The 25,164-nt window shown below is 43.6% G+C and carries 27 protein-coding genes; 4 read left to right on the top strand and 23 right to left on the bottom strand.

Annotated features, from left to right (window positions below):
- Positions 1 to 21: 21 nt before the first annotated feature.
- The 12 genes from murG to BSI_RS11040 all read right to left on the bottom strand — a co-directional run bounded on the left by murG (position 22) and on the right by BSI_RS11040 (position 15,257).
- The gene (murG, locus tag BSI_RS11100; RefSeq protein ID WP_003238690.1) at positions 22 to 1,113 is read right to left on the bottom strand and encodes an undecaprenyldiphospho-muramoylpentapeptide beta-N-acetylglucosaminyltransferase; all 1,092 of its coding nucleotides are present in this window, start codon (positions 1,111 to 1,113) and stop codon (positions 22 to 24) included.
- A gap of 121 nt (positions 1,114 to 1,234) precedes the next feature.
- On the bottom strand, positions 1,235 to 2,335 hold the full coding sequence (gene spoVE / locus BSI_RS11095; RefSeq protein ID WP_019258336.1) for a stage V sporulation protein E: 1,101 nt from the start codon (positions 2,333 to 2,335) through the stop codon (positions 1,235 to 1,237).
- A gap of 60 nt (positions 2,336 to 2,395) precedes the next feature.
- A complete protein-coding gene (gene murD / locus BSI_RS11090; RefSeq protein WP_003238693.1) occupies positions 2,396 to 3,751 on the bottom strand; it encodes a UDP-N-acetylmuramoyl-L-alanine--D-glutamate ligase in 1,356 nt (451 codons plus the stop codon).
- Positions 3,752 to 4,726 (bottom strand): phospho-N-acetylmuramoyl-pentapeptide-transferase, encoded by a 975-nt coding sequence (gene mraY, locus BSI_RS11085; protein ID WP_003238695.1) that lies wholly within the window; start codon positions 4,724 to 4,726, stop codon positions 3,752 to 3,754.
- A 110-nt stretch (positions 4,727 to 4,836) separates the two neighbouring features.
- Complete coding sequence (locus BSI_RS11080) at positions 4,837 to 6,321, bottom strand: UDP-N-acetylmuramoyl-L-alanyl-D-glutamate--2,6-diaminopimelate ligase (RefSeq protein ID WP_003238697.1); 1,485 nt, start codon at positions 6,319 to 6,321, stop codon at positions 4,837 to 4,839.
- Positions 6,322 to 6,496: 175 nt separating this feature from the next.
- Positions 6,497 to 8,437, bottom strand: coding sequence for a stage V sporulation protein D (locus BSI_RS11075; RefSeq protein ID WP_003238699.1), 1,941 nt, complete (start codon positions 8,435 to 8,437; stop codon positions 6,497 to 6,499).
- Between the two features lie 131 nt (positions 8,438 to 8,568).
- Positions 8,569 to 10,710 (bottom strand): penicillin-binding protein 2B, encoded by a 2,142-nt coding sequence (pbpB, locus tag BSI_RS11065; protein ID WP_003238702.1) that lies wholly within the window; start codon positions 10,708 to 10,710, stop codon positions 8,569 to 8,571.
- 5 nt (positions 10,711 to 10,715) lie between these two features.
- On the bottom strand, positions 10,716 to 11,069 hold the full coding sequence (ftsL, locus tag BSI_RS11060; RefSeq protein WP_003238704.1) for a cell division protein FtsL: 354 nt from the start codon (positions 11,067 to 11,069) through the stop codon (positions 10,716 to 10,718).
- 39 nt (positions 11,070 to 11,108) lie between these two features.
- Positions 11,109 to 12,044, bottom strand: a complete 936-nt coding sequence (rsmH, locus tag BSI_RS11055) for a 16S rRNA (cytosine(1402)-N(4))-methyltransferase RsmH (RefSeq protein WP_003238706.1) — start codon at positions 12,042 to 12,044, stop codon at positions 11,109 to 11,111.
- A gap of 69 nt (positions 12,045 to 12,113) precedes the next feature.
- Entirely contained in the window at positions 12,114 to 12,545 is a 432-nt protein-coding gene (gene mraZ, locus BSI_RS11050; protein WP_003221402.1) for a division/cell wall cluster transcriptional repressor MraZ, read from the bottom strand.
- A gap of 125 nt (positions 12,546 to 12,670) precedes the next feature.
- Positions 12,671 to 14,290, bottom strand: coding sequence for a bacillithiol biosynthesis cysteine-adding enzyme BshC (gene bshC / locus BSI_RS11045; RefSeq protein WP_003238710.1), 1,620 nt, complete (start codon positions 14,288 to 14,290; stop codon positions 12,671 to 12,673).
- A gap of 70 nt (positions 14,291 to 14,360) precedes the next feature.
- Complete coding sequence (locus tag BSI_RS11040; RefSeq protein ID WP_003238712.1) at positions 14,361 to 15,257, bottom strand: 2-dehydropantoate 2-reductase; 897 nt, start codon at positions 15,255 to 15,257, stop codon at positions 14,361 to 14,363.
- A 159-nt stretch (positions 15,258 to 15,416) separates the two neighbouring features.
- Here BSI_RS11040 and BSI_RS11035 point away from each other — a divergent pair, with 159 nt between their 5' ends.
- Positions 15,417 to 15,899, top strand: coding sequence for an N-acetyltransferase (locus BSI_RS11035; RefSeq protein ID WP_003238714.1), 483 nt, complete (start codon positions 15,417 to 15,419; stop codon positions 15,897 to 15,899).
- Between the two features lie 55 nt (positions 15,900 to 15,954).
- On the opposite strand, the gene gerR is transcribed toward BSI_RS11035, so the two are convergent.
- The 3 genes from gerR to BSI_RS11025 form a co-directional block, all read right to left on the bottom strand.
- Positions 15,955 to 16,536 carry a sporulation-specific transcriptional regulator GerR gene (gene gerR, locus BSI_RS11030; RefSeq protein ID WP_003238716.1) on the bottom strand — a complete coding sequence of 194 codons (582 nt, stop codon included), beginning with the start codon at positions 16,534 to 16,536 and terminating at the stop codon, positions 15,955 to 15,957.
- Positions 16,537 to 16,682: 146 nt separating this feature from the next.
- Positions 16,683 to 16,862 carry a 50S ribosomal protein L32 gene (gene rpmF / locus BSI_RS0121160; protein ID WP_003154457.1) on the bottom strand — a complete coding sequence of 60 codons (180 nt, stop codon included), beginning with the start codon at positions 16,860 to 16,862 and terminating at the stop codon, positions 16,683 to 16,685.
- Between the two features lie 21 nt (positions 16,863 to 16,883).
- A complete protein-coding gene (locus tag BSI_RS11025; protein ID WP_003221388.1) occupies positions 16,884 to 17,402 on the bottom strand; it encodes a YceD family protein in 519 nt (172 codons plus the stop codon).
- Positions 17,403 to 17,429: 27 nt separating this feature from the next.
- Between BSI_RS11025 and BSI_RS11020 the strand changes: the two genes are divergently transcribed.
- Together BSI_RS11020 and BSI_RS11015 are read left to right on the top strand one after the other, a co-directional pair.
- Positions 17,430 to 17,615: a hypothetical protein gene (locus tag BSI_RS11020; RefSeq protein WP_003238719.1), complete on the top strand. Its 186-nt coding sequence runs from the start codon at positions 17,430 to 17,432 to the stop codon at positions 17,613 to 17,615.
- On the top strand, positions 17,612 to 18,859 hold the full coding sequence (locus BSI_RS11015; RefSeq protein WP_003238721.1) for a nucleotidyltransferase: 1,248 nt from the start codon (positions 17,612 to 17,614) through the stop codon (positions 18,857 to 18,859). The genes BSI_RS11020 and BSI_RS11015 overlap by 4 nt, the downstream gene beginning before the upstream one ends.
- Positions 18,860 to 18,875: 16 nt before the next feature.
- Here BSI_RS11015 and ddcP read toward each other — a convergent pair whose 3' ends face one another.
- Complete coding sequence (gene ddcP, locus BSI_RS11010; protein ID WP_003238722.1) at positions 18,876 to 19,901, bottom strand: protease DdcP; 1,026 nt, start codon at positions 19,899 to 19,901, stop codon at positions 18,876 to 18,878.
- 1 nt (position 19,902) lies between these two features.
- Entirely contained in the window at positions 19,903 to 20,685 is a 783-nt protein-coding gene (locus BSI_RS11005) for a patatin family protein (protein ID WP_003238724.1), read from the bottom strand.
- Between the two features lie 180 nt (positions 20,686 to 20,865).
- On the opposite strand from BSI_RS11005, the gene spoVV reads away from it, so the two are divergent.
- Complete coding sequence (gene spoVV / locus BSI_RS11000; protein ID WP_003238725.1) at positions 20,866 to 22,092, top strand: dipicolinic acid transporter SpoVV; 1,227 nt, start codon at positions 20,866 to 20,868, stop codon at positions 22,090 to 22,092.
- Between the two features lie 10 nt (positions 22,093 to 22,102).
- On the opposite strand, the gene coaD is transcribed toward spoVV, so the two are convergent.
- From coaD to BSI_RS10975, 6 genes are all read right to left on the bottom strand, one after another.
- Positions 22,103 to 22,588 (bottom strand): pantetheine-phosphate adenylyltransferase, encoded by a 486-nt coding sequence (gene coaD, locus BSI_RS10995; protein WP_003238727.1) that lies wholly within the window; start codon positions 22,586 to 22,588, stop codon positions 22,103 to 22,105.
- A gap of 4 nt (positions 22,589 to 22,592) precedes the next feature.
- The gene (gene rsmD, locus BSI_RS10990) at positions 22,593 to 23,147 is read right to left on the bottom strand and encodes a 16S rRNA (guanine(966)-N(2))-methyltransferase RsmD (RefSeq protein WP_003238728.1); all 555 of its coding nucleotides are present in this window, start codon (positions 23,145 to 23,147) and stop codon (positions 22,593 to 22,595) included.
- A gap of 324 nt (positions 23,148 to 23,471) precedes the next feature.
- A complete protein-coding gene (locus BSI_RS0121165; protein WP_009967171.1) occupies positions 23,472 to 23,744 on the bottom strand; it encodes a YlbG family protein in 273 nt (90 codons plus the stop codon).
- A 54-nt stretch (positions 23,745 to 23,798) separates the two neighbouring features.
- Complete coding sequence (gene ricF, locus BSI_RS10985; RefSeq protein ID WP_003221370.1) at positions 23,799 to 24,248, bottom strand: regulatory iron-sulfur-containing complex subunit RicF; 450 nt, start codon at positions 24,246 to 24,248, stop codon at positions 23,799 to 23,801.
- 105 nt (positions 24,249 to 24,353) lie between these two features.
- Entirely contained in the window at positions 24,354 to 24,593 is a 240-nt protein-coding gene (locus BSI_RS10980) for a YlbE-like family protein (RefSeq protein WP_003238732.1), read from the bottom strand.
- Between the two features lie 15 nt (positions 24,594 to 24,608).
- Positions 24,609 to 25,007 carry a YlbD family protein gene (locus BSI_RS10975; RefSeq protein WP_003238734.1) on the bottom strand — a complete coding sequence of 133 codons (399 nt, stop codon included), beginning with the start codon at positions 25,005 to 25,007 and terminating at the stop codon, positions 24,609 to 24,611.
- Between the last annotated feature and the right edge of the window lie 157 nt (positions 25,008 to 25,164).

A 25,164-nucleotide genomic window follows, 5' to 3' on the forward strand; every position in this document is an offset into this window, starting at 1 on the left:
CGCATTCCATTTGCTTTTCTATTATTTTTTCAATTCTTCGAGTACGCTGTATAAACGGGCAGCCGCGTCAGGAACACCGAGTGACTTTGTCCGTTCGCTCATTTCCTTTAACGTTTTCTCATTCAGTACGATCCGGTCAAGTGCTTCAATCAGTTTTTCCCCGTTGAGCTCTGTTTCTTTCAGCACAATCGCCGCATCATGCTGGCCGAGAGATCTCGCATTGACCTCTTGGTGATTCGCTGTTACATATGGGCTTGGAATCAGTACACTTGGGATTCCGAGAGCAGTAATTTCGGCAATCGTCGTCGCACCAGCTCTGGCCACAATGACATCAATGGCCTTCAAATACTCTGGCATTTGATGAAGAAACGGCTTTGTGACCATATTATCAGCTGCACCCTTGCTGTTCAGCTCATTCATCACTTTTTCATAGTGAACTTCACCGGTAATATACAGCACTTGGTAGTCTCTTGTTTTCAGCGCATCCTGCATATCAATGACAGCACGGTTAATCGGTGCGGCGCCTCTGCTTCCGCCGAAGATTAAGACCGTTTTTTTCTCTTCAGAAAGCCCAAATTCAGCCATTGATCGGCCCGTCTCTATTGAGACGACTTCAGAGGCTCTCGGGTTTCCCGTAAATACAACTTTCTCGCTAGGAAAATGCGATTTTGCTTCTTCAAAACAAATTGCTACTTTATTAACATATTTTGAAAGAAACTTATTCGTGATGCCCGGCAGGCTGTTTTGTTCATGGACGATAGTTGGAATTCCCATCTTGGCAGCGGCATAGACAACCGGTCCGCATACGTAGCCGCCCGTTCCAATTACGGCATCAGGCTTAAATTCCGCTAAATACGATTTGCTCTTTTTTACGCCCTTCAGAAAACGCATCACAGTCTTGACGTTTTCAAATGACAGCTTTCTTTTAAACCCTGTAATTTCAATTGAACGAAACGGTATATTCTCCCGTTCCACAATTTTTTTCTCCAGCCCGTTTTCTGTTCCGATATATAAAAATTCCACATTAGGATGACGGCGCTGCACTTCTTTAATAAAGGCAAGAGCGGGATAAATGTGTCCCCCTGTACCGCCTCCGCTTATTGCAATTCGCATATCTCTTCCCCCAGTCTAAGTTTCTCTATAACATAGCGATAACCCTGTTTTGTTGGACAGGGTTATCGCATCAATTGTTTCCCAGCTTCCTGTTTCACAGGGAGCTTTAGGCAAACATTCATTAATACCTCGAGTATCGGCTCACGTTCAGCAGCACACCGACGGCCATCAGCATCAGGGTCAATGAAGAACCTCCGTAGCTCAGAAACGGGAGCGTGATGCCTGTTACCGGAATAAGGCCCGTTACTACGCCGATATTAATCATGACTTGAATGGCAATCATTGAAATAATGCCGACTGCGACAAAGCTTCCGTACAGATCAGGTGCACCGAGTGCAATTCTGATTCCTCTCCACAACAGGACGCTGAAGAGGAGCAAAATAAGTGTTCCCCCGATAAACCCAAGTTCCTCTGACAAGATGGCAAAAATAAAGTCTGTTTGCGGCTCAGGCAGATAAAAGAACTTCTGTCTGCTTTGTCCAAGTCCCATTCCGAACAATCCGCCGGGCCCCACTGCATAAAGCGATTGAATGATTTGAAAACCGCTGCCGAGCGGATCTTCCCACGGATTTAAATATGAAGTAATCCGCTTAATCCGATATGGAGCCGATAGTACGAGCCCAACAAATCCGCTGAGGCCGATCAGTCCGAGAAAGACGAAATGGGCGATTCGCGCGCCAGCTACAAAAATCATGACAATACAAGTTCCAACCATTACTGTCCCCGTTCCGAGGTCAGGCTGGCACATAATAATCAAAAATGCTGAAAATACAATGCCAAGTGCCGGGATGAATCCCCGTCTGAACGATGTTATGTTTTTTTGTTTTTCAGAGAGAAATTTAGCAAGGAATGCAATCATCGCAAGCTTCATAAACTCTGAAGGCTGTATGCTGAATGCCCCGACTCCGATCCAGCTTCTTGAGCCGTTCCGCACCATGCCGACGCCCGGTATCAAAACAAGAATCAAAAGAAAAAAACAGATAACCATCAGCAATTTGGACCATGTCCGCCATGTCCAATAATCAACATTCATGATAAAAAACATGGCTATGACGCCTATTCCCGCAAACAGCAGCTGCCGTTTCGCGAAAAAGAATGAGTCATCAAATTTATAATCCGCCCATACCGCACTCGCACTGTACACCATAATTAATCCGATTGTTAATAATAATAACGTAATGATGACCAATAACAAATCAGGCGATGTTTTTTTAGTAGTCAAAGCAATCGACACCCCAAGCTTAAAGTCATTAGGGCTGCCGATTTACTTCAAGACAAGCCCTTACTTAAGCATATGCACGGCATCTATAAACATGTCACCGCGTTCTTCAAATGTTTTGAATTGATCCCAGCTCGCACACGCAGGTGACAGCAAGATGACATCTCCTTCATTTGAGAGCGCAAACGCCGCAGATACTGCTTGTTCAACATTATCGACACGTTTGACATGTTGTATTCCCATCTCATTACCAAGCTTCTCGAGTTTCGGAGCAGTCTGACCAAATGTAAGCACTGCTTTGACATGCTTCATATACGGTTTTAAGTCGTCAAAACCATTTCCGCGATCCAGTCCGCCCGCAAGCAGAATGACCGGTTTGTCAAAAGCTGAAAGCGCCTTGCTTGTCGCCAAAATATTTGTCGCTTTACTGTCATTATAAAATTTGCGGTTTTTCACTGTTGTGACATATTGGAGACGGTGCTTCACGCCAGTAAAGCTTGTCAGCACCTTTTTGACTGCTTCGTTGGACGCTCCTGCCGTTTTTACAACTGAAATGGCAGCTAAAATGTTCTCCAGATTATGAGCGCCGGGCAGCACAACCTCTTCCAGAGGAAGAATGACTTCGCCGTTGAACAAAATCATACCGTCTTTTACATAAGCACCCTGTTCAAGCGTTTTGCTGACTGAAAATGGAACGGTACCAGCTTTTCCGGCTTCAGCCAGACGCATGACGGTTTCATCATCCTGGTTGACAATAGCTTTATCTAAAGCAGTCTGATGAAGATACACTTTCTGTTTCGCTTTTTCATAGTTTTCTCGCGTATGGTGATAATCCAAATGAGCGTCAAATATGTTTAAAATCAAGCTGATTTCCGGTCTGAAAGCGTGTGTTCCCATCAGCTGAAACGAAGACAATTCAGTAACGATCCACTCATCCCCATCAGCATGATAGGCAACCTCACTTGCGACTGTGCCGATATTTCCGGCAATCAGAGCTTTTTGCGAGTCAGCTTTGAGCATTTCATAAATCAGCGTTGTCGTGGTCGTTTTTCCGTTCGATCCGGTAATCCCGATAAACTTGGCGTTTGTCAGGTAATAAGCGAGCTCAATTTCCGTCCAAACCGGGATGCCTCTTTTTTCCGCTTCCTGAACCATAATATTTTCGTATGGAATTCCCGGGTTTTTGATCAGGACCGTGATTTGATGCTGATCAAACAGAGAAACTGGATGCTCTCCGCAAACAACCTCGAGTCCTTTTTTAGAAAGCTTTTGCGCTGGTTCGTTTTCTTCAAAAGGCTTTTGGTCGTTGACTGCAACATAAATGCCTTTTTCGTGAAGAATGGATGCCGCCGCATACCCGCTTTTCGCGAGCCCAAGGATTAAAAAATGCTGATTCTGTAAAAATTGATCGTTTTCCACTTATAACCACACCTCGATGTAAATTCCTAAAACGGCAAGCAAAAGTCCCGCAGCCCAAAACGTCACGACTACTCTCCATTCAGACCAGCCGACAAGCTCATAATGGTGATGAAGCGGACTCATTTTAAAAATACGTTTACCTGTCGTTTTAAAGCTGATAACCTGCAGGATAACGGATAATGTCTCGATAACAAATACACCGCCGATGATAACCAGCAGGATCTCTAATTTCGTTAAAATGGCAATGGTAACGATGGCTCCTCCCAATGCCAGTGATCCGGTATCTCCCATAAAGACTTTGGCCGGATGAGCATTAAATACGAGGAAACCCAGCACCGCACCCACAACGGCAACTGAGAAAATCGCTACGTCATATTGAGACTGATTCCATGCCAGGATGGCAAAAGCGCCAAAAGCAATCGCCGCAGTACCGGATAATAAGCCGTCAAGACCGTCAGTCAGGTTAACCGCATTTGATCCGCCGACAAGCATAAAGAGCACCAGGATAAAGTAAGCCCAGCCAAGATCAAATGATAAGTCAGTTCCAGGCACGCGAATATCTGTCGCGAAATTGTAGTAATGGTACACGGCATAAAATACAACCGCAATGATAATTTGTCCGATCAGCTTTTGCTTTGACGTCAATCCCAGATTGCGCTTCATGACGACCTTGATGTAATCATCTAAAAAGCCAAGCAAACCGTAGCCGAGCGTAACAAACAGAAGCAGCACCATTTCCGGGCTTATTTCTGAAAATTTCTGTGTCATAACAATTGTTGTCACAATGATAGAAAGTATGATCATGACCCCGCCCATTGTCGGCGTCCCTGATTTTTTCTGATGTGATTTCGGTCCTTCTTCTCTAATACTCTGGCCGAATTTTAATCTTCTTAAAAACGGAATAAGAATCGGAGAGAGCAGAACACTAATTAAAAACCCCATTAAAATTGTAAACAGAATGACTTGCTCAAGCATTGTCCTTTTCTCCTCCTGTTTCTTTCAAACGACATACGTAGTTATCATATTCATGATTTTTTCTCATATGAAAATTCTTTTCAAGCTCCATATTCAATAACATCTCTTTCCTATGAATTCGTCTTATTCTTATTGAGTTCGACAATGGCTCTCGCCGCCACTTCAGCATCGTCAAAATCGAAGGTTTCGCTTCCGATCTGCTGATAGGTTTCATGCCCTTTTCCGGCAATGAGAACTACATCTCCTTTTTTGGCATTGGCAATCGCGAAAAAGATTGCCTGCTCGCGGTTTGCAATGCTGTGGTAGTATTCGTTCTCTACTCCGGCTTCCATATCTCTTAAAATCGCGCGAGGATCTTCGCTTCGCGGGTTATCTGAAGTGAAAATCGGCTCATCAGCCAGCTCTACAGCGATTTTAGCCATTTTTGGGCGTTTCGTCTTATCTCTGTCTCCCCCGCAGCCAACAACGACAAAGAGCTTTCCTACTGTCATGTCTCTGCATGTCTTCAGCACATTTTCAAGGCTGTCAGGTGTGTGCGCGTAATCTACAATAACCGGAAACTCCTGCTGCTGATTGACCAATTCAAAGCGGCCTCTTACGCCATGCAATTCTTCAACAGCTTCAGTGATGGTTTCAAACGGTATGCCTGCTGCAATACATGTTGCAACAGCTGCCAGCACATTATACACGTTAAATTGTCCGACGAGCGACATCGTGATATGTTTAGTGCCTTTGTTTGTCACAAGATCAAAGCTTGTGCCCTGTGCAGTGATCGTGATGTTCTTCGCCATCACATCAGCGTTGTTTTTAATTCCGTATGTAGAAATATGCGCTGCGGTCACCTTTTCAAAATAAGCGCTCGCCTCATCATCAGCGTTCAGTACGGCATGCTTTGGATGTTCATGGTTGAAAGCCCCGCCAAGCTGAGAAAAGAGCAGGCTTTTTGCCTGTCTGTACTCATCCATCGTTTTATGATAGTCCAGATGGTCCTGCGTTAAATTCGTAAACACGGCAATATCATAATCACAGCCATGAACACGTCCTAAAGACAAAGCATGAGAAGAAACCTCCATGATAGCAGTGTCAACTTGCTTGTCATTCATTTTCTTAAACGTTTTCTGCAGCGTGACGCTTTCCGGAGTCGTGTTTTTAACTGGAAGTGTTTCATCGCCGATTTTCATGTACATTGTGCCGATCAAGCCTGTGCTTTTTCCTGCTTTTTTTAGAATTTCATCGACCATGTGGGTCGTTGATGTTTTGCCGTTTGTGCCTGTTATCCCGATCAGCTGAAGCTTCTTTGTCGGCTGTCCGTAAAACGCATCAGACAAAACGCTGAGCGCACGCAGTGACTGCCGGACAATAATGACGGGCACATCCACATCGAGCTCTCTTTCAGCCACAATAGCCGCTGCGCCGTTCTCCACTGCTTTTTGCGCAAAATCATGGCCATCTACCGTATACCCTTTTACACATACAAAAAGACTCCCTTTCTTTACTTCCCTGGAGTCCATCTCAATTGAAGTTATTTCAGGGTCTTGTGAGTCGTTTACAGAAGGTTCGGTTGTTAAGTATGTAAGCAGCTTTGTCAGTTTCATCGTATCAAACCTCTCAACATTCTAATTCGTTCTTTTTATCATTTGAAGTCACGTCAAATGATGTGATAATGATTTTAAGCATACAGTTCATATTTTAGCGTAAATAAAAGGATACATCCAGCTAATCTTGAAGATATGAGCATTTTTTCTGCAATAAAATAATAGGCAGCCCGAATTAATCGGCTGCCTCTTTTTCATCTTCTTCAGTCAAATAAACGCGTATCTTTGAGCCCTCTTTTACTTTCGTTCCGGCAGCTGGCGATTGTTTAACGATTTTGCTTCCTTTCCCGGAAGCATCCACATTGAGATTCACCAAAAGTGACTCAAGATCTGAGACAGACATCCCTACAACATTCGGAACTTCTATTGTTTTTGTGTCGTTCCATTGGTACTTTTTCTCGATTTGATTTTTCCGAGGCTTCACACCAATCTCCGGCAGACTGTCTCTCATAATATTCCCGACAATAGGCGCTGCAACCGTTCCGCCAAACTGAATCGTGCCTTTCGGGTTATCCACCGCGACATAGACGACAAGACTCGGATCGTCAGCCGGCGCGAAACCGATAAATGATACAATATGGTTGTTTTCGAGGTATTTTCCATCCTTTACCTTTTGTGCGGTTCCCGTTTTTCCGCCGACACGATATCCTTCAACAAATGCGTTACGGCCGGTACCTTCTGCGACGACGCTTTCTAAAGCATAGCGGATTTGTTTGGATGTCTCCTCAGAAATGACTTGTTTCTTTGCGATTGGTGATTGTTTTTTAACCGTTTTTTTCGTTACAGGGTCGATCCATTCCTTTGCAATATAAGGTGTGTAGAGCGTTCCTCCATTTACAGCGGCAGATACGGCTGCAACCTGCTGAATCGGCGTGACAGATACCCCCTGTCCGAAAGCCGTAGTCGCTTGCTCGACCGGACCTACTCTATCAAGCGGGAATAAGATTCCTGTCCCCTCGCCCTGCAGATCAATTCCCGTTTTTTGGCCGAAACCAAAGTCTTTAATATATTTGAAAAGCTTATTCTTCCCTAAGCGCTCGCCTAATTCAACAAACCCCGGGTTGCAGGAGTTTTGTACAACCTCTAGATACGTCTGCAGCCCGTGTCCGCCTCTTTTCCAGCACCGCAGTCTCGCTCCGTCCACTTCCGCATGCCCTTTATCATAAAATTGATCACGTTTCAAATTTACTTTTTGTTCTTCAAGAGCTGCTGCAAGTGTAATAATTTTAAAGGTGGATCCCGGCTCATACGTGCTCCATACCGGCAGATTCCGATTGTAGACGGACGGATCGACTGATTGATAATCAGCCGGGTCAAAGTCAGGCCTGCTAGCCATCCCCAATATTTCTCCGTTTTTCGGATTCATCGCTACGGCAATCATACCGTCAGGGTGATATTTGGCCTCAGCGTTATCAAGCTCCCTTTCCATTATCGTCTGAACCTTCGAATCAACTGTCAGCTTCATATCAAGCCCGTCCTTAGGCGGTGTGTAGTCGTCTGCTTCATCAGGCATTTTCTTCCCTTTTGCATCTGTATAAAACTTAACAGAGCCCTTTTCCCCTTTCAGATCATCGTCGTAATAGGCTTCAAGTCCAAGGAGCCCTTGGTTGTCAATGCCGGCAAATCCAAGCACATGAGATAAAAAGCTGCCGAAAGGGTAATGGCGGATACTGTCCTCCGCAACATACACTCCCTTTAAATCAAGCGCTTTGATTTCTTTCGCCTTCTCATTTGAAATCTTTCTCCCTTCAGGAGTTATCTTTTCGATTGACGCTTTTTTTGTCACATGCTTATATACTTTTTCTTCTGACATGTTTAAAACCGCCGCAAGCTGCTTGCTCGTTTTCATCGGATTTTGAACTTGGCGCGGGACGACGAATACGGTCGGCGCACTTTTGTTTGTTGCCAGCTTCACGCCGTTCCGATCTAGGATCTCGCCTCTCTCCGGCTCAAACGGCAAGTTCCGGCTCCAGGAATCTTTCGCCAGCGAAGTCAGTTTCTCGCCCATCACAAACTGAACATACCCCAGCCTTGTATCAATGATCAGAAACACGATCACGCCAAAAAGCAAAACAAATAATAAACGTTTTCTAACCGTTACATTCGAGACGCGCAAGAGACCGTCCACTCCTTATTTAGGCTTGTTTCATTTTATGCCTGAAATTGGACGGGTAGAACGATGCTCCTTTGAAGGTATAAAAAAAGAAAGCCTGCATAATGGGGAAAATCCCCAGCAGGCTTTCTTTTTTAATCTGGATTTTTAAACGTTACCTTGATGACGGTTTTGTCTTTTATTTCTTTGTCCTTCTTGACGCTTTGGCTGACAGCATAGCCTTGTCCGCTTACTTCAATATGAATACCCGCCAGCTCGCCGTATTGAAGAACCTCTCTTCTCGACCAGCCTGTCATATCAGGCATTTTGATTTTGCCGCCCGTTTTCAGGAAGACCTTCTGATTGGTCAGAACTTCCTCATCCGCTTTCGGATACTGTTCTTTTACAGCGATATCACTGCCGATGACAATCGGTGTGAGATTCTCTTCTTTTGCTTTCTTTTGAGCAGCAGTTACCGTTTGATCTGTTAAATCAGGCATCGTCTGCGCTTTTGTTTTTTCCTTATCTGAGTCAGACTTTTCAGTTGGTTCTATGTTTAGGTAGTGCAGGCTGTTTTTCATTGTTGGGTTGAAGATTTCAGAAACTGGATTTGAACCCGTTTCATCATTCTCTAATTGCGGCTGCTGTACTGCAACATAGATCAGCAACTCGGGATCATCTTTAGGCGCCATTCCCATTACAGAAAATACGTAATTATCGCGTCCAGATAAATAACCGTTTTGCCCGGCAATTTGTGCTGTCCCGGTTTTAACAGCTACATCAAAACCTTCAATTTTATAAGGCCGTCCAGTACCGATATCAGATGTAACGACATCACCTAAAATATTACGAACCTCTTTAGCGGTGTCAGCAGAGATTGGCGTACCGGCTGACTGAGGTTTATTTTGATAAATGATTTTCTTCGTATCAGGATCAACAATATGGTCTATGACGTAGGGTTGCATCATTTTACCGTCATTTGCTATTGCAGTCGCAGCCTGCAGCTGTTGAATTGGTGTAACAGCAGAAGCTTGACCATATGCAGTCGATGCTTTATCAAATTCATATTTAAAGTTCATTTTACTTGATACTTCATTCGGCAAGTCAATACCTGTTTTTTGATAGAAATTGAATTTATGCAGATATTCATCAAGACGGGTATAGCCCAGCTTTTCATTAGCCAATTTGGCAAAAGCCACATTAGAAGACCTTACTACACCGTCATGGTATGTTGTTGCCCCCCAGCCTACTCCGTCATTATGGTCTTTTACTATTCCTCCGCCTACTTTATATGTTCCGGACTTGTACTTTTCATTGCCGTTATACACATTCTCCTGTATGGCAGCAGCAAGTGTAAAAATCTTCATCGTTGACCCGGGCTCATACGCATATGAAATCAAATCATTATAGTAGTTTGTCACATCACGCGTGTTCGGGTCAAAGCTTGGGCGCTGTCCCATCGCAAGGACTTTGCCCGTTTTCGGATCGACGACTGCGGCCATGATTTTTTTCGGATTATACTTTTTCGCCACTTTTGTCATGCTGTCTTCCAAAAAGGTTTGAATTTTTTGGTCAATGGTTAAATATACATTGTCACCATTTTTTGGCGCTGTAATTTTATTTTTGCTGTTCGGGAGCTCCCAGCCGGATTTGTCACTTTCATAAGTCACATATCCGTCCCGCTCCTTCAAATACTTATCCAGCACTTTTTCTAATCCCATCGCGCCGGAAATTTCATTTGTGTCTTGATCAACCTCGGCATAGCCGATTAAATTGGATGCAAAAACGCCGTTTGGATAGTAGCGTTTTGTATCCCGTAAAAATGAAATGCCCGGGAGTTTCAGCTTTTCGATCTTTTGCTTTTGTGAATACGTAATATCCCGGCCCGCTGAGCCGAACTCTACTTGTTTTGCATCCTTATTTAAGATATCAAGGATATCAGCCTTGTCTATGTTTATTACTTTAGACAGCGCTTCCGCCGTTTTTTCTTTGTCTTGGACATGCTGAGGATGCTTGACATCAGTGGTCATTTTTTTATCGAGAATCGCAATCAGCTTATACGTAGCTGTGTCCTCTGCAATCACTTTTCCGGTTCGGTCTAATATCGAGCCGCGGCTTGCTTCGATGGTCCGTTTCTTTTCATGCTGCTCTGTTGCTTTTGTCGCAAGCACTTCACCGTTCGCTTTTCCGGTTATTTGAATATATGCCATTCTCCCGAGGATGACAAAGAAAAAGAGAGCGAAACAAATACTTAGAATCGCTGCTCCTCTATTCATAAATTTATTCTTTTTTGGCATTTGAATCATTCCTGTATGTTTTTCACTTTTTTATCTTTTAAATTCAAGCCGTTCTTTTTCGCAATGTCCATAATGCGCTGCGGTTTGCTTAAATCAGCAACGCTTTTTTCGAGGTCACCAATTTGCTTATTTTCGGATGAAATTTGCTCCTCAAGCTTTTGTACCTCAATATTGGTTTGATATGCCGCATACGCCTTCGATACGATCAAAAGCGATACGCTGAGCACCACCGCAGCAAAGAGGACAAGAAGCACTTTTTCTCCGAGAGTAATGGAAGCCCTTTTCTTGACAATCACTTTTTTCTCAGGACTGATCGCATGCCGCTGCTGTTTCTCTGGTTGGTAAGCTAAATTGCTCATAGGCTGATGACCTCCTTTTAATTTTGCGTTCGTGTTTCGTTATTTTCTTTTTTCGGCAATCCGAAGCTTCGCAGAACGAGCCCGGTTGTTTTCTTCAAGCTCTTCATGAGATGCCGTAATCGGTTTTCGTGTGATGAGCTTCAGCTCCGGTTCAAACTCTTCCGGTATGACAGGAAGACCCGGTGGAAGTTCCGGAAGCGACGACTTTTCTTTAAAAGTGCTTTTGCAAATTCTGTCTTCAAGCGAGTGGAAGGTAATGACTGATACCCTTCCCCCTGGCTTAAGAACCTCAATTGCCTGCTCCAAAGCCTCTTCAAAAACCTTAAGTTCATCGTTCACGGCAATTCTGATTGCCTGAAACACGCGTTTAGCGGGATGTCCCCCGCTCCTTCTCGCTGGAGCGGGAATCGCGTCTTTTATTAGATCGACCAGTTGGCCCGTAGTTTGAATAGGAGATTTGATTCTTGCCTCCTCAATTTTTCTGGCGATCTGTTTGCTGAACTTCTCTTCGCCGTATTTAAAGAAAATACGTACGAGATCCTCATAGCGCCACTCATTTACGACTTCTTTCGCCGTAAGCGTGGCCGACTGGTCCATCCTCATGTCCAACGGAGCGTCATGATGGTAACTGAATCCGCGTTCCGGTGTATCCAACTGCGGGGAGGACACCCCTAAATCAAATAAAATACCGTCTACTTCTGTAATGCCTTGTTCATTCAAACATTCTTTTAAATACCTGAAATTGCTTTTAATCAGAATGAGCTGCCCTTTATAATCGGACAACGCTTCTTTCGCATGCTGTAATGCCGTATCATCTTGGTCAAAAGCGATTAAACGCCCCTTCTCGGATAACTGCTGCAATAAGTATGTACTGTGCCCAGCTCCGCCGAGTGTGCAGTCTACATATGTACCGTCCGGTTTAATATTAAGCCCGTCTACGGTTTCATGAAGAAGTACTGTCTTGTGTTGAAACATATTGTGTTGGTCCCACCTTTTATCAGGATGAATTGAAATTGTTTTTAGAGTGTTATACACGAAGAATCATTATATATCAAACCCAATCATGTTTTCAGCAATTTCAGCAAATGAATCTTCTTGCTCTTCTGTGTATTGTTCCCAAATTACTTTACTCCACAATTCAATTCGATTAGAAACCCCGATAACAACACATTCTTTTTCCAGTTTGGCGTAATTCAATAGAGATGATGCAATATTTACCCTGCCTTGCTTGTCCAGTTCGCATTCGGTTGCCCCTGAAAAGAAGAAACGGGTAAACGCGCGGGCATCTTTCTTAGTGAGAGGAAGAGCTTTTAGTTTTTCTTCAATTTGTTTCCATTCGTGCATAGGGTAGCCGAAGAGACATTGGTCAAGCCCTCTAGTTAGCACAAACTGCTCACCGAGGCCTTCTCTGAATTTAGCGGGTACGATCATGCGGCCCTTCGCATCGATGGTATGCTGATATTCACCCATAAACATGATCTCTTGCCCCACTTTCTCTCCTTAACTCACCACTATCCACCACTTCTCTCCACAACTTCATTTTACACTGTTTACCCATAAAAAAAAACCCTGAACTATTCAGGGTTCTTTAAAACTTTATTTCAAAGTTTGACAACTTGATGTTGATTTTGAAAAGAAAATGGCAGATTCTTGAATGATGTGAAGAATTTTGGACCGTACCTGTTCAAATAATACATAATATTCCAAATTCGTTCTTGCGGCGCAAGCATCGGCTTAATGCTATTTTGGATTCTCTCATAATCCTTCAGAACGTAGCTTTCTTTCTCTTCAATTCGTTTCGTCACCGTACGCTCTAAAAACTGAAGCTGATCCTGGATAAAAGCGGCATTTTTCATGAGTAAAGGTTCCATGCTTTGATCAACCTTTAACGCCTCCTGCCGGACCGTTTTGTGAATCGCTTCAATTTGGCTCTTCGCCTGATCCATCACTGCGGTAAACTCTTCCGGAATCTGGCGCTCAAAGTATGTCTCTCTTTGATTCTCCGTTCCGCGTTCAATCGCGTCTTGTAACGAGATATTCCGTTCAAGCAGTTTTTTCTCAATATGCCGTTCAAGTATTGTAATGTTCAGCCTCGGCATAACAGGAGGCATTTTAAAGCCCATCACCGCAAAGGCCTGTTTGAGCTCACCCCAATAGTTGATTTCTCCAGGGCCTGCAATAAATGCTAAAGTCGGAATGAGGTATTCCTGCATTAACGGTCTCGTCACAACATTGTTGCTGAAGCGCTCAGGATGTTCTTCCATATGGGTATAAAGTTCATCCATCGTCCATCCGAGATCAAGCTCATTGATGACAAAACGGCCGTTATCTTTTTCAATTAAAAAACGTTCTTCTTCATATTCATAAAACAGATTCGCCTGCTCTTTTCCGGACTCGATAATCGGTTTGTAGCCTGCTTCACGCATGAAGGCCTGCTGATCTGAAACAGCGCGGGCGAGTTCATCATTTTCCCGAAGAATCTTTTGGAACATGGCCGTTTCCAGCTTTTTAATCCCCGGATCTCCAGAATTTAATAATACTAAGCCCTCCTCTTGGAACAGATCCGCAATCAGCAGTTCAAAGAAGTCAGTAAACGTAACAGATTCCCTTAAACATCGTTTTACATTGTCGAGAAGTGCATTCGTATGGTCTGTTTCTTCAAACGCGGCAAATACATCATCTATCCAGGCGGCACATTTCTCCTGATCAAGCGATGTGCTTGCTGCCGAAGACTTCTTCCAGTAAGACTGAGGCAGCTTTTTTTTCACAGGCCCATTCTCTTCTGACGTATGGACAAAATTAATCTCATCCAAATCGTGGTCTTCTCCGGCCACCCAAAAGATCGGTATGACAGGCACTTGCAGTTGGTTTTCTTGTTCCTTTGCTAACACAATGATTGAAATGATTTTATGTATAGTGTAAAGCGGTCCTGTTAAAAGTCCGGCCTGCTGTCCGCCGACAACAGCGGCACTTGACGGGTCCTTCAGCTTCTCAATGGCAGACTGCATGGCACTTGATCCGAATTTATGATGGTAAGAGGATAAGTACGCCGCCAATTCCTCTCTTGCGAAAAACCGGGAGGATAAATCTTTCAGTCTTTCGCGCCACATGTCCTTATGATGAATGCTGTAATCAAAAAAAGAAGACATTTCTTCTTTGCCATCTATATAGTGCTGTACAAACACATTTTGATTTTTGATGGAAAGTTCAGTTAGCTGCATCTTCTAGAACTTCCTTTCTCCAATAAATAGTTAGTTATCCGAAATGAGTATAGCATGTTACCGAAAAAGCTCAAAAGACTTTGTTTGTATTTCGCTCCAAAGCTTTAATGCTGCCGTATAAAAACTCCAGGTGGACGGCATCAAGGCCCTGAAGTCTTGCTTCCTTCAATAAATATCCGATAATGGCGTCAGCTTCTGTCTGCCGGCCTTCGATGACGTCAACCAGCATAGAAGAACGATTTTCTTTCGTTTGCCCGCAAACGGACCGAACCCGTTCCCAAGCCTCTTCTTCGTTTTCAAGCCTTAAAATACGGCACGCCTCCTGAAAAACCAGCTTCATAAAAGCCAGATAAGCTGGCGTTGTCAGCAGTTCTCCGTTCTTCACCTGCAATAACGCGGTCAACGGATTGATACAAGCATTTACAATCAGCTTGCCCGTCAGCAGGCGATACCAATCCGTCTCATAACGAATCGGAAAATCCGAATGGTTATGCGAAAGCAAGACATTCAGCCGATCTGGTTCAGCACCGTCGAACGCGCTCCATTTTATCGCACCTAAGCCTGTATGTTCAACAGCAGTTTCTGATTTCCTTACAGCTCCGTGCTCAGCAATTCCAACATAAATGGAATGGCCAGCGCGCCAGTCTTTGAGATCATGGATATGCCCCATACCGTTTTGCAAAAATAAAATATTCGTTTTCCCGATCCGTTCAAGCGATGGAAAAACAGACTGAAGCTGATGCTGCTTCACTGTCACGACAAGAAGATCAAAATGCGAATTGATACTCATGTCCGCACTGCAATCAGCTCTGAATTCTTCTCCGCCTTTATAAAGCCGGATCCCTTCAGACTGAATGGCCGCAGCCTGTTCTTCCCGCCTCGTCACAACAGTCACCTCGTGATGAAGTGACAAATAATAGGCGCATAAAAGGCCGACGGAACCTCCGCCGATAATTCCAATTTTCATGATGTCACACCCAATTTAGCATTTACGTATTATCATAGCAGAAGTGCAAAGAAATTACTTCTCAAAGATCCCGTGTGCTTAAAATTAAAGTTTAAATATTTGGATTTTTTAAATAAAGCGTTTACAATATATGTAGAAACAACAAAGGGGGAGATTTGTTTGGTAAAGGTAGAACGTCTGCTTATCAACTATAAAACGCTTGATGAATTCAAGAAATTCAAAGAATACGGTATCCAGGAGCTTTCAATGCTTGAAGATCTTCAGGATAATATTATTGAAAATGACAGCACTTCGCCTTTTTACGGGATTTATTTTGGGGATAAACTTGTAGCGCGAATGAGTCTATATCAAGTTAACGGCAAATCGAATCCTTATTTCGACAATCGCCAGGATTATTTAGAGCTGTGGAAGCTTGAGGTTCTTCCGGGCTACCAGAACAGGGGTTACGGGACAGCATTGGTTGAATTCGCTAAATCATTCAAAATGCCGATCCGGACAAATCCACGAATGAAATCAGCGGAATTTTGGAATAAAATGAACTTTGAAACTGTTAAGTATGATATGGCGCGGGACAAAGGGGAAAACCCGCTCATCTGGCATCCTGACATGGATCACGAAATGACACCGGGAGAGTCTGCATAGAAATAAAAACAACCGGCCTATTCTAAATATAGGGCCGGTTCATTTCAGACGTTCATTACGTTTCTTGAGCTGCTTTTTTCATTCTTCCGTCTTCCTTTGAAACAACCATTTTTCTGGCCCGATCCATGATATCGATCAGCGCCTTGTAATCCTCTTCTGTCATCTCTAGCTGGTTCCTCAGTGTTTGATTTTCACTCCGTAAATCCTCAAGCTCTTTTTGCAGCGATTGGATTTGCTCCTTCAATTTTTCCCTTTCAAGCTGAAATTCTTGCGAAGACGGCGTTTCTTTGAATTGTTCAAGAAATTGAATCACATCCTGAATGGACAAATCTCGTTTTCCTTCTGGCGCTGCCGCGGCAGTCTGCTTCACGGAATTCGGCATATTGACTGAATGAACGCCGATTTGCTTTCTCAATTCTTTCCTCTGCTTTTTCGCAAGCTCTATGCCTGACTGGTATTGTTTTCTCACATACGAGTTCCACCTGAAACCACAGGCTGCCGCAGTTCTGGTCAGCGCCCTTCCAACCTCCTCAAAGGCGGAAAGCTGTGTTCCTCCCTCTCGAATATGACGAAGCACCACTTCCGCCAGCAGCAAATCCTCATCCTGAGTCCAAGCATCTTGTCTTGTAATGGTCAAATTTAATCTCCCTCCATGTCAGCTTATTTATCTCATACATATGCCAGTAATAGATTAGATAGACTATTTGCACTCACAATTTTTCCGCAAGCTGACAGGAAGAGAAAAAGAAAAAGCGCAGGGCTTTCACCCTGCGCTTTTCTTACTTAGTTACTTTTTACATTTATGTCTTTGCCGTTGTATGATCCGCATGCTTTGCATACACGGTGAGACAATTTCATCTCTCCGCATGACGGACATTCTGTCATACCAGGTACATTAAGTTTGAAATGTGTACGGCGCAATCTTTTCTTCATTTTAGAAGTTCTTCTAAAAGGTACAGCCATTATTCCCACCTCCTTAAAGAGTTAAGATTCATCATCTTGTTTTAAGAGCTTTTCGAGGGCTGCAAGTCTCGGATCAACTTGATTCTTCTTGTCTTCCTCCGAAATGACTTGCCAGTCCTTTCCTTCTTGAGGAGCAGCCCCTTTTTCTTGTTCAGATTCACAAAAGATTTGCATAGGGATTTCTAAAAGAATTTCTTCTTTCACGATCGGAGTTAAGTCGATAGTATCGTCCTCAACAATGTGAACGTCATCATCTTCTATATCATCCGTCTGATGAAATATAAACAGTTCTTTTGTTGAAATTTCAAATGGATACGGAACATCAACGAGTGTTCTTGAGCATGGCAAAATCATTTCGCCCGAAATTGTAAAATCAAACGAAACCTGTTTGGATTTGATATCCGCTCTGCCCTTCACCCGGACGGGAGAAATGCGGCGAATGTCAGAATTCAGTTTTGTCAGCTCATTTAACTCAACTGTTTCATCAAACTCAAAACTTTGTTTTGGCATTTGATGCAGCTGATAAATCGTCCATTTCATTTGTATCACCTCAGGAAAGCAACAAACATGATTATAGCTTTTAAGATTGTTTTTGTCAATATTTTTTCTTTACAGCATAATGCTGCTATTCAAGTATCGTTGACAGCGGAATGTGCTATGCATACACTTAAAACAAAAATAAGACATAAGAGTTTTCATTTGCAAATGTACCATACGTTTTTAAACATAGCAAGAAAGGCGGAAAAAATATGAATGCTGTCGGATTGGTGGTTGAATATAATCCCTTTCATAACGGGCACCTTTATCATGCCCAAACAGCAAAGCGGCAAACCGGATGCGACGCGGCTGTCGCGGTAATGAGCGGGCATTTTTTACAGCGCGGAGAACCAGCTGTTGTGTCAAAATGGGCACGAACAAAAATGGCGCTGCAAAGCGGCGTCGATCTTGTGATTGAGCTGCCTTATCTGTATGCGGTGCAAAAAGCGGAGATTTTTGCACGCGGCAGTGTATCCAGCCTGAACAAACTCGGATGCGAGGCGCTGTTTTTCGGAAGTGAAAATGGTGATATTGAGCCGTTTTTAAAAACTGCAAAGCTTATTGATGATCATAAACATACATTTGATCAGCGTATTAAAGAAGAAATTAAAAAGGGTGCCAGTTACCCAGCAGCGGCAGCTATCGCCTTCAGCTCCATTTTACATACCGAAAATACACTTGATTTGTCAAAACCAAACAACATTCTGGGATACCATTATGTGACTTCCATTCTTTCCGGCGGATATCCGATGAAACCTTATACCACAGCTCGAATTTCCTCGGACTATCATGATGCCGACCTTCCTGAAGGCGAACACCATATCGCAAGCGCCACAAGCATCAGAAAAGCGATGATTGAACAGAGTCTTGAAACCTGCCTTCGTTTTCTTCCTGCTGCATCTTCATGTGAATTGGCAGATTACCGCAAATCTTTCGGACTGTGGCATACACCTGAAAGCTATTTTTCTTACTTAAAATACAGCCTTTCAACTGTAACAGCACAGGAATTACAGCAAATATACGAGGTGGAGGAAGGTTTAGAGCACAGAATTCTTCGTTCGATCAGAAAAGCCAGCTCCTATCAGGAATTAATGGAGTTGCTGAAAACAAAACGTTATACGTGGACAAGGCTTCAGCGGATGAACACGCACATTTTAACCAGAACGAAAAAACAGGATATACACAAGCTGCTTGACGACAAAGAAGTGCCTTATATCAGGCTTCTCGGCATGACGAAAAAAGGACAGGCTTATTTATCGGAAAAGAAAAAAGCGCTGTCCGTTCCGCTTGTCAGCAAACTGTCTTCTTTCTCCCATCCCGCTCTAGATCTGGACATTAAAGCGAGCAGAATCTACAGCCTGCCGATAGAAGAGCCGCTGAGAACTGAGTTTGACCTGCAAGAATACGGACATGCGCCGATTCGATATGACGAGGATGAACAACGTTTTTTAAACAGATAGAAAAAGCACCTGTGTATCAGGTGCTTTTTGCTTTCAGCTTATTCAAATAATCAATCGCATCCTGCATCGTATCAACAGGCACAATCTTCATGTCTGAATCGATATCTTTTGCTGTTTTTACTGCGTTTTTATAATCAGAATTGCTGGCACCGTTTTGATTTGGCGCGAAGAAAATGTCTTTTCCGGCTTTGTCTGCGGCGACGACTTTTTGATCAATGCCGCCAATCGGGCCTACTTTTCCGTCAACATCAATTGTACCGGTTCCCGCAATATCGTAGCCTTTTGTTTCGTCTGTTTTTGTCAGCTGATTATAGATTTCAAGAGACATCATTAACCCTGCTGACGGTCCGCCGATATTTTCGATTTCAAAATCAATATCAGGCTCCACTTTCACGTTTCTGTCCGTATAGAGCGATACTCCGATTCCTGCCCGTTCCGGCTCATCAGGAAATTGTTTTAACGAAAGGGTGACACTCTTTTCTTTTTCTTCTCTTTCGATTTTTAACGTGACTTTATCTCCCGCTTTTTTGCTGCTGATATAATCAATCAGCTTTTCAGCAGACTGATAGTTTTTGCCGTCTGCGCTGATGATTTTATCACCGACTTCTATTTTCCCTTTTGCAGGCATGTTTTCTACAACTGAGCTTGCGTATATGCCGTTAAAGGAATAGCTGACTTTTTTTCCTGCCTTTTGATAGGCAGCTATGACGGCGTTTTCTTGCGAGCTTTCCATCATTTGGATCTGCCTTTTCATATACTCCTTATCTGATTCGCCTTCTTCCTTGATGCTTTCATCAGGAACAATCTCATAATAAGGGTGCATCTTTGCCCACACATATGTAAATGGATTAGCCGGTCCCACTTTGACAGTCATTAAGGACAGACTCCCTTTTTCCGGGTAGCCTCCCTCCACTTTTATCAGTGAAGCAAGCTCTGTCGCTTCTCCCGGTTTTGTAATATAAAATGGAAGTTTTATAAATGATAAAACGGCAATCAAAATGAGGATGACAAGCATCCAGCTAAAATGTTTTTTACGTAGCAAATTATAAGCCCTCCCAATTCTCTATTTCTTTTTTTATCTGGCTGATCATTCGGTTTGTCGCCTCCTCGCCTGCCGATATCATTGCTTCAATATTGGCAAACGAGCTGGAGCTGTATGTTTCAAGAGAAGGGCGAATCATGATATCCGCGGCGATCGTTTGATGTCGCACCAATTCATTTTGCAGTATATCCATACTTTGCATAATTACATCAAAAATATGCGACGCCGTTTCGGTTTTTCGAACCCTGGAGACATCAGAGGCGATGATGATATCAGCGCCCATGTCTTTTACAACAGAAACCGGAATTCGGTCTACGACCGCACCATCTACAAGAAGCCGTCCGTCCAGCTTCTGCGGAATAAAGATACCCGGTATGCTTATGCTGGCCCGCACCGCATCTGACACTGATCCTTTGCGGAACACAATCTTTTCTCCCGTCTGTAAATCACATGCAACAATGCCCAGCGGGATTTGAAGCTCTTCGATCGGTTTTCCGAATGTATAAGCATGCACAAGCTGCCTGACGCGGTCACCTTTTAAAAACCCGAGTCTGGGCACCGTATAATCAGCATAAAACCGCCGTTTAAAGGCTTTGGCGACTTTTTTCATCGTTGCCACGTCATGGCCGGCGGCATAGAAACTGCCCACCAAAGCGCCCATGCTGCTCCCCGCAATCATATCCACTTCAATTTGATGCTTATGTAAACTGGAAAGCACACCGAGATGAGCGAGCCCTCTGGCCCCTCCCGATCCTAACGCTAACCCGATTTTAGGTTTGGCCAACGCGTTAACCTCCTGCCTGAATTCCCTGTATACCGAATTCTATGGTCTAAACTGAACCCCTATGCTCGTATATTAGTACAAAGAATCAAGAGGACAGGTACTGCTTGGCCGTTTCGTGTCATACATTATTTTATCATGATATACATGTCATTGGGCATTTTTAGCATCGGGGAGGTAAGAATGAACTTGTCGAAGATTAATACACTTTTGATTGCTTCGTTTTTTCTTTTTTTAACAGCGACTGTCATCTCACATCCGCAGGCTTCATTCGAAGCCTCTAAAACCGGGCTTTCTATGTGGTGGGAGGTTGTGTTTCCGTCATTGCTGCCATTTTTTATTCTGTCTGAACTCTTAATCGGTTTTGGCATTGTGCGGTTTGTCGGTGTTTTGCTTGAGCCTTTTATGCGGCCGATCTTTCGTGTGCCGGGTGTCGGCGGCTTCGTACTTGCTATGGGAATGGCATCAGGAAACCCAGCGGGAGCAAAACTCACTGCCCGTCTGCGGCAGGAAAAACAGATTTCAAGAGTAGAAGCAGAACGGCTTGCGTCGTTTACCAATTCTTCAAACCCGCTCTTTATTTTCGGCGCTGTTGCCGTCGGTTTCTTTCAAAACGCGTCATTGGGCATTTTATTGGCTTCTGCACACTATTTGGGGAATCTGGCTGTCGGTTTAACGATGCGTTCCTACGGACGCAAGGAAGAGCAGCATCTCAGAAGGAGGAAAACGATACCTTTTCCTTCGATCAAAGATGCTTTACACGCTCTTCACACTGCCAGACTTGCGGAAAAACGGCCTCTGGGCAAAATTTTAGGCGACGCTGTGACGTCTTCAGTTCAAACGCTTCTTATGGTAGGCGGCTTTATTATTTTATTTTCTGTCTTTAACCGGCTGTTGTCTGTCATTCAGCTGACTGATATTCTGTCTGTTTTCACAAAAGGCGCGCTGACCTTGTTTCAGCTTCCGGCTCAATTGGACATTCCCCTTTTATCAGGGATGTTTGAAATCACGTTAGGAAGCAAGCTTGTCAGCGAGACAGATGTTTCTCTTCTGCAAAAAGCCATTATCGTCAGCTTTATTCTCGGGTTTAGCGGCTTTTCCGTTCAAGCTCAGGTGGCAGGTATTTTATCGGAAACCGATATCAGATTTAAACCATTCTTTATCGCACGTTTGCTGCAGGGCGTTTATGCGGCCGTGTTCGTCATGCTTTTATGGAAACCTCTTTACATAGCATGGCATGATCCATATCAGCATGTATTCAAACCTCTTAATAGCGGCGAAATGCCAACTGCATTTATAAACGGATGGAATCTGCTTGTGCAGATTGGACCTGCTGTCACATTATGCACGCTGTTTACGTACATTATCATTTTTTCTTACAGACTGACAAACGGAACAAAAAAAGGATGAGTCAAAACCCTCATCCTTGTCTGAATTTTTGCTGAAGCGCCAGCTCTACTTCCGGCGGCACAAACTCTGATACCGAGCCATTGTATCTTGCCACTTCTTTTACGATGCTTGAACTTAAAAACGAATATTGATTGTTTGTCATCATAAAAAACGTCTCAATGGATTCATCCAGCACACGGTTTACGGATGTCCCCTGCATCTCATATTCAAAATCAGATACCGCTCTCAAGCCTCTTAAAATCGCTTTCGCATTTTTTCTTTTTGCATAATCAATTAACAGCCCTTGCGACGTTTCAACTGTTATGTTTGGAATGTCTTTTGTCACTTCTCTCAGAAGCTCACACCGTTCTTCCACACTGAACAAGGGCTTTTTTGAAGAATTATTCAGCACACATACATACACTTGTTCAAAAATATGCGCCCCGCGTCTGATGATGTCCAAATGCCCGTAGGTCACCGGATCAAAACTGCCGGGACAGACAGCTATACTCGCCACATCACTACCCCCTCTTTTTATAAATCGCCACCCCTGTAAGCCCGTAGGTTTCTTTTCTTGTCATCACAAGATCTCCTACGGTTTCGGGAAGCTCGACCTCTCTGTCATGCTCAGCAACGATAAAGCCGTCTTCTTTCAGCATTTGATATTCGTCAATCATCGTTAAGAGTGCTTTCAGCTTTTGTTCCTTATACGGCGGATCAAGAAAAATTCCGCGAAAGCCTGTTTCTCTTTTGGCAGCAGCATGCAAAGCCCGTTCCGCATCATTGCGGTATACCTGTGCATGTTTTGTAAGCTCCAGCGTTTTCAAATTTGATTTTACCGTTTGAATTGCTTTAAAATCACGGTCAACAAATATACAATGCTCAAATCCGCGTGAAAGCGCTTCGATTCCTAGGCCTCCGCTCCCCGCGAATAAGTCAAGTCCCCTGCCCCCGTCAAAATAAGGGCCGATCATATTGAAAATGGATTCCTTCACTTTATCGGTTGTCGGTCTTGTTGATGTTCCCGGCACAGCCTTTAATGAACGGCCTTTTTTTGATCCAGAAATTACTCTCATGTTCCACACCACTTTTTCTAAAAGCTATTTTGTTTCTTTGTTCGGCCAGACGCCGCTATGTACATAGAAAAAAATCATCCCTATCTTAACATAAAGCATTCTTTCAAACAATGAACGCTAATCTTGATAAACAGGTGTATAGGCAGAATGATCCTTGTCCATACTATAAGCAACAGCATCTAGAGGATGTTGTTGCCAACCGCGGAGAAGACTTACGTTTCCCCATAAGTTCTTCCTCCGGTTTCTCCTCTCCCTTTGCCTTCTCCTTAACATGTTAAGGAATAGAAGGACCCCGCAGAAGCCTGCGGGGATTTTTTTATACAGCTATATTCCGATTTTATAATCGTATTCTTTTGCTTTATCAAGCTTTGACTCGAATTCCAATTTTAAAAACGGTTTATAAGAAGGCTCCACTTTTTTCACAAACGAGTACGATGCGATCTTGTCCATTGTTTTTTCAATTTGGTCCATATCGCAATACAGCACGACATATTTTAAACGTTTTGATACATAGTGCACATTTCCGAACTTCCTCAGCATTTTGCTTTGCTTAAGGGAATGCAGATACACAACCATGCCCTGGCGCCTATTCTCCAATACAATCACCTGCCTGATTTCTCTTTTATGTAAAAGACGAGACGGCCAGTCTCGTCAGGATACTTTGCATCCGCAGCTTCCGCCTGAACCGCAGCCGCCTCCGCATGAAGACAAACCGTCAAAATAAGGGTTCCCAGTCGGAACTTTAACATGCTCTGAAACAGCAGTCCCAATCTCGACGCTAACCTCGTCAAGAATAGACTGGAGCTCATTTTCAGCTCTCTTGAAGTCAGCCACCTTATCGTTCAGGTCCAGCTCCCGCTTGATCTCCCTCATTTTCCGGGATATTTCTCTATAGTCAGGATGATATTTACCAAAACGCTGTACATCCTCATACTGCTCTTTTATTTTGATAAAAGAACGAATAATCCGCCCTGCCTCTTCATCTTCCTGGAGACGCTTGTAACAATTGCGGTAGTTCTCAGCCGTCTCCGACTGCAGAATCATCTCGGCAAGCTGCTGAGCTTCACTTTGAAGCCGCACGGATTCCATCGTCGCATACATAACACGCACCTCCAGTTGTTAGTTTACCATGAAACCAGCCAATTGGAAAATGCTTAACCGCAGCCCGAAAACAATCTCACGAAAAAAGACCCTCTTTCGGGCCTTTTAATCTTTTGTCCGCATCGCTTGAAACATTTGCATCATCATTTGCGCCATTTGAACCCCGTTCGAAAACTGGTTCACCCGGTGCGGTATGGTTTTTTCATAAAAGTTCATCATCTCAAGCTGAAAGGAGGACAGATCATCCGGTTTTCTCGAAAGCCTGCGGTACCATATCGGCTGTTCTCTGATGAATCGTTTCCGTTCTTCGTTTGCTAAAATAAATTCCTGAACCTCTTTGCGCATATGAGCTCCCCTTTTTTAATCCTTTCGAAAAGAAAAAGGATGCTGTCCAGAGCCTGGCTGAGATTGCTTCTGGCCGTTTCCGGAAAATGTATGAAGAAGACTTTGCAACGATGAGATCGACTGGCTCATTTTATTGATTTGTTCGTTCATTTGATTGACATCCATCTTTTTCACCGCTGTCACCATCTTAGAGACAAAATCATTTTTTTGCGGTGTTTCAGGCACATCTTCCGCAGCTTCTTCCGGTTCCCGATATGGATCCCAAATCGGGTCGCTCTCCCCAAAGAGAACCCAATTTTCATATACGTCCTGCCAGCTTCTTTGTTCTTTACGCACTTCTTTTATCAGCTTGGGATGCTTTTTGACGAATTGTTTAAAGTCATTGATTGAATGATTGCCATGTTGATTCGCCACAATCCTCACCCCCTCCGAAAATCGATACCTACTACAATGTATCGTTTTGTGAGGCATTGTGTTCGCCTATATTCATTCAGGAATCAATTTTTAACCTTGCCTCCATACACAAAAAAGCCGTAGCCTTAGAAGGAATGGGAATCTGCCTCCTCTGTTA

Source organism: Bacillus inaquosorum KCTC 13429 (assembly GCF_000332645.1).
Lineage (GTDB): Bacteria > Bacillota > Bacilli > Bacillales > Bacillaceae > Bacillus > Bacillus inaquosorum.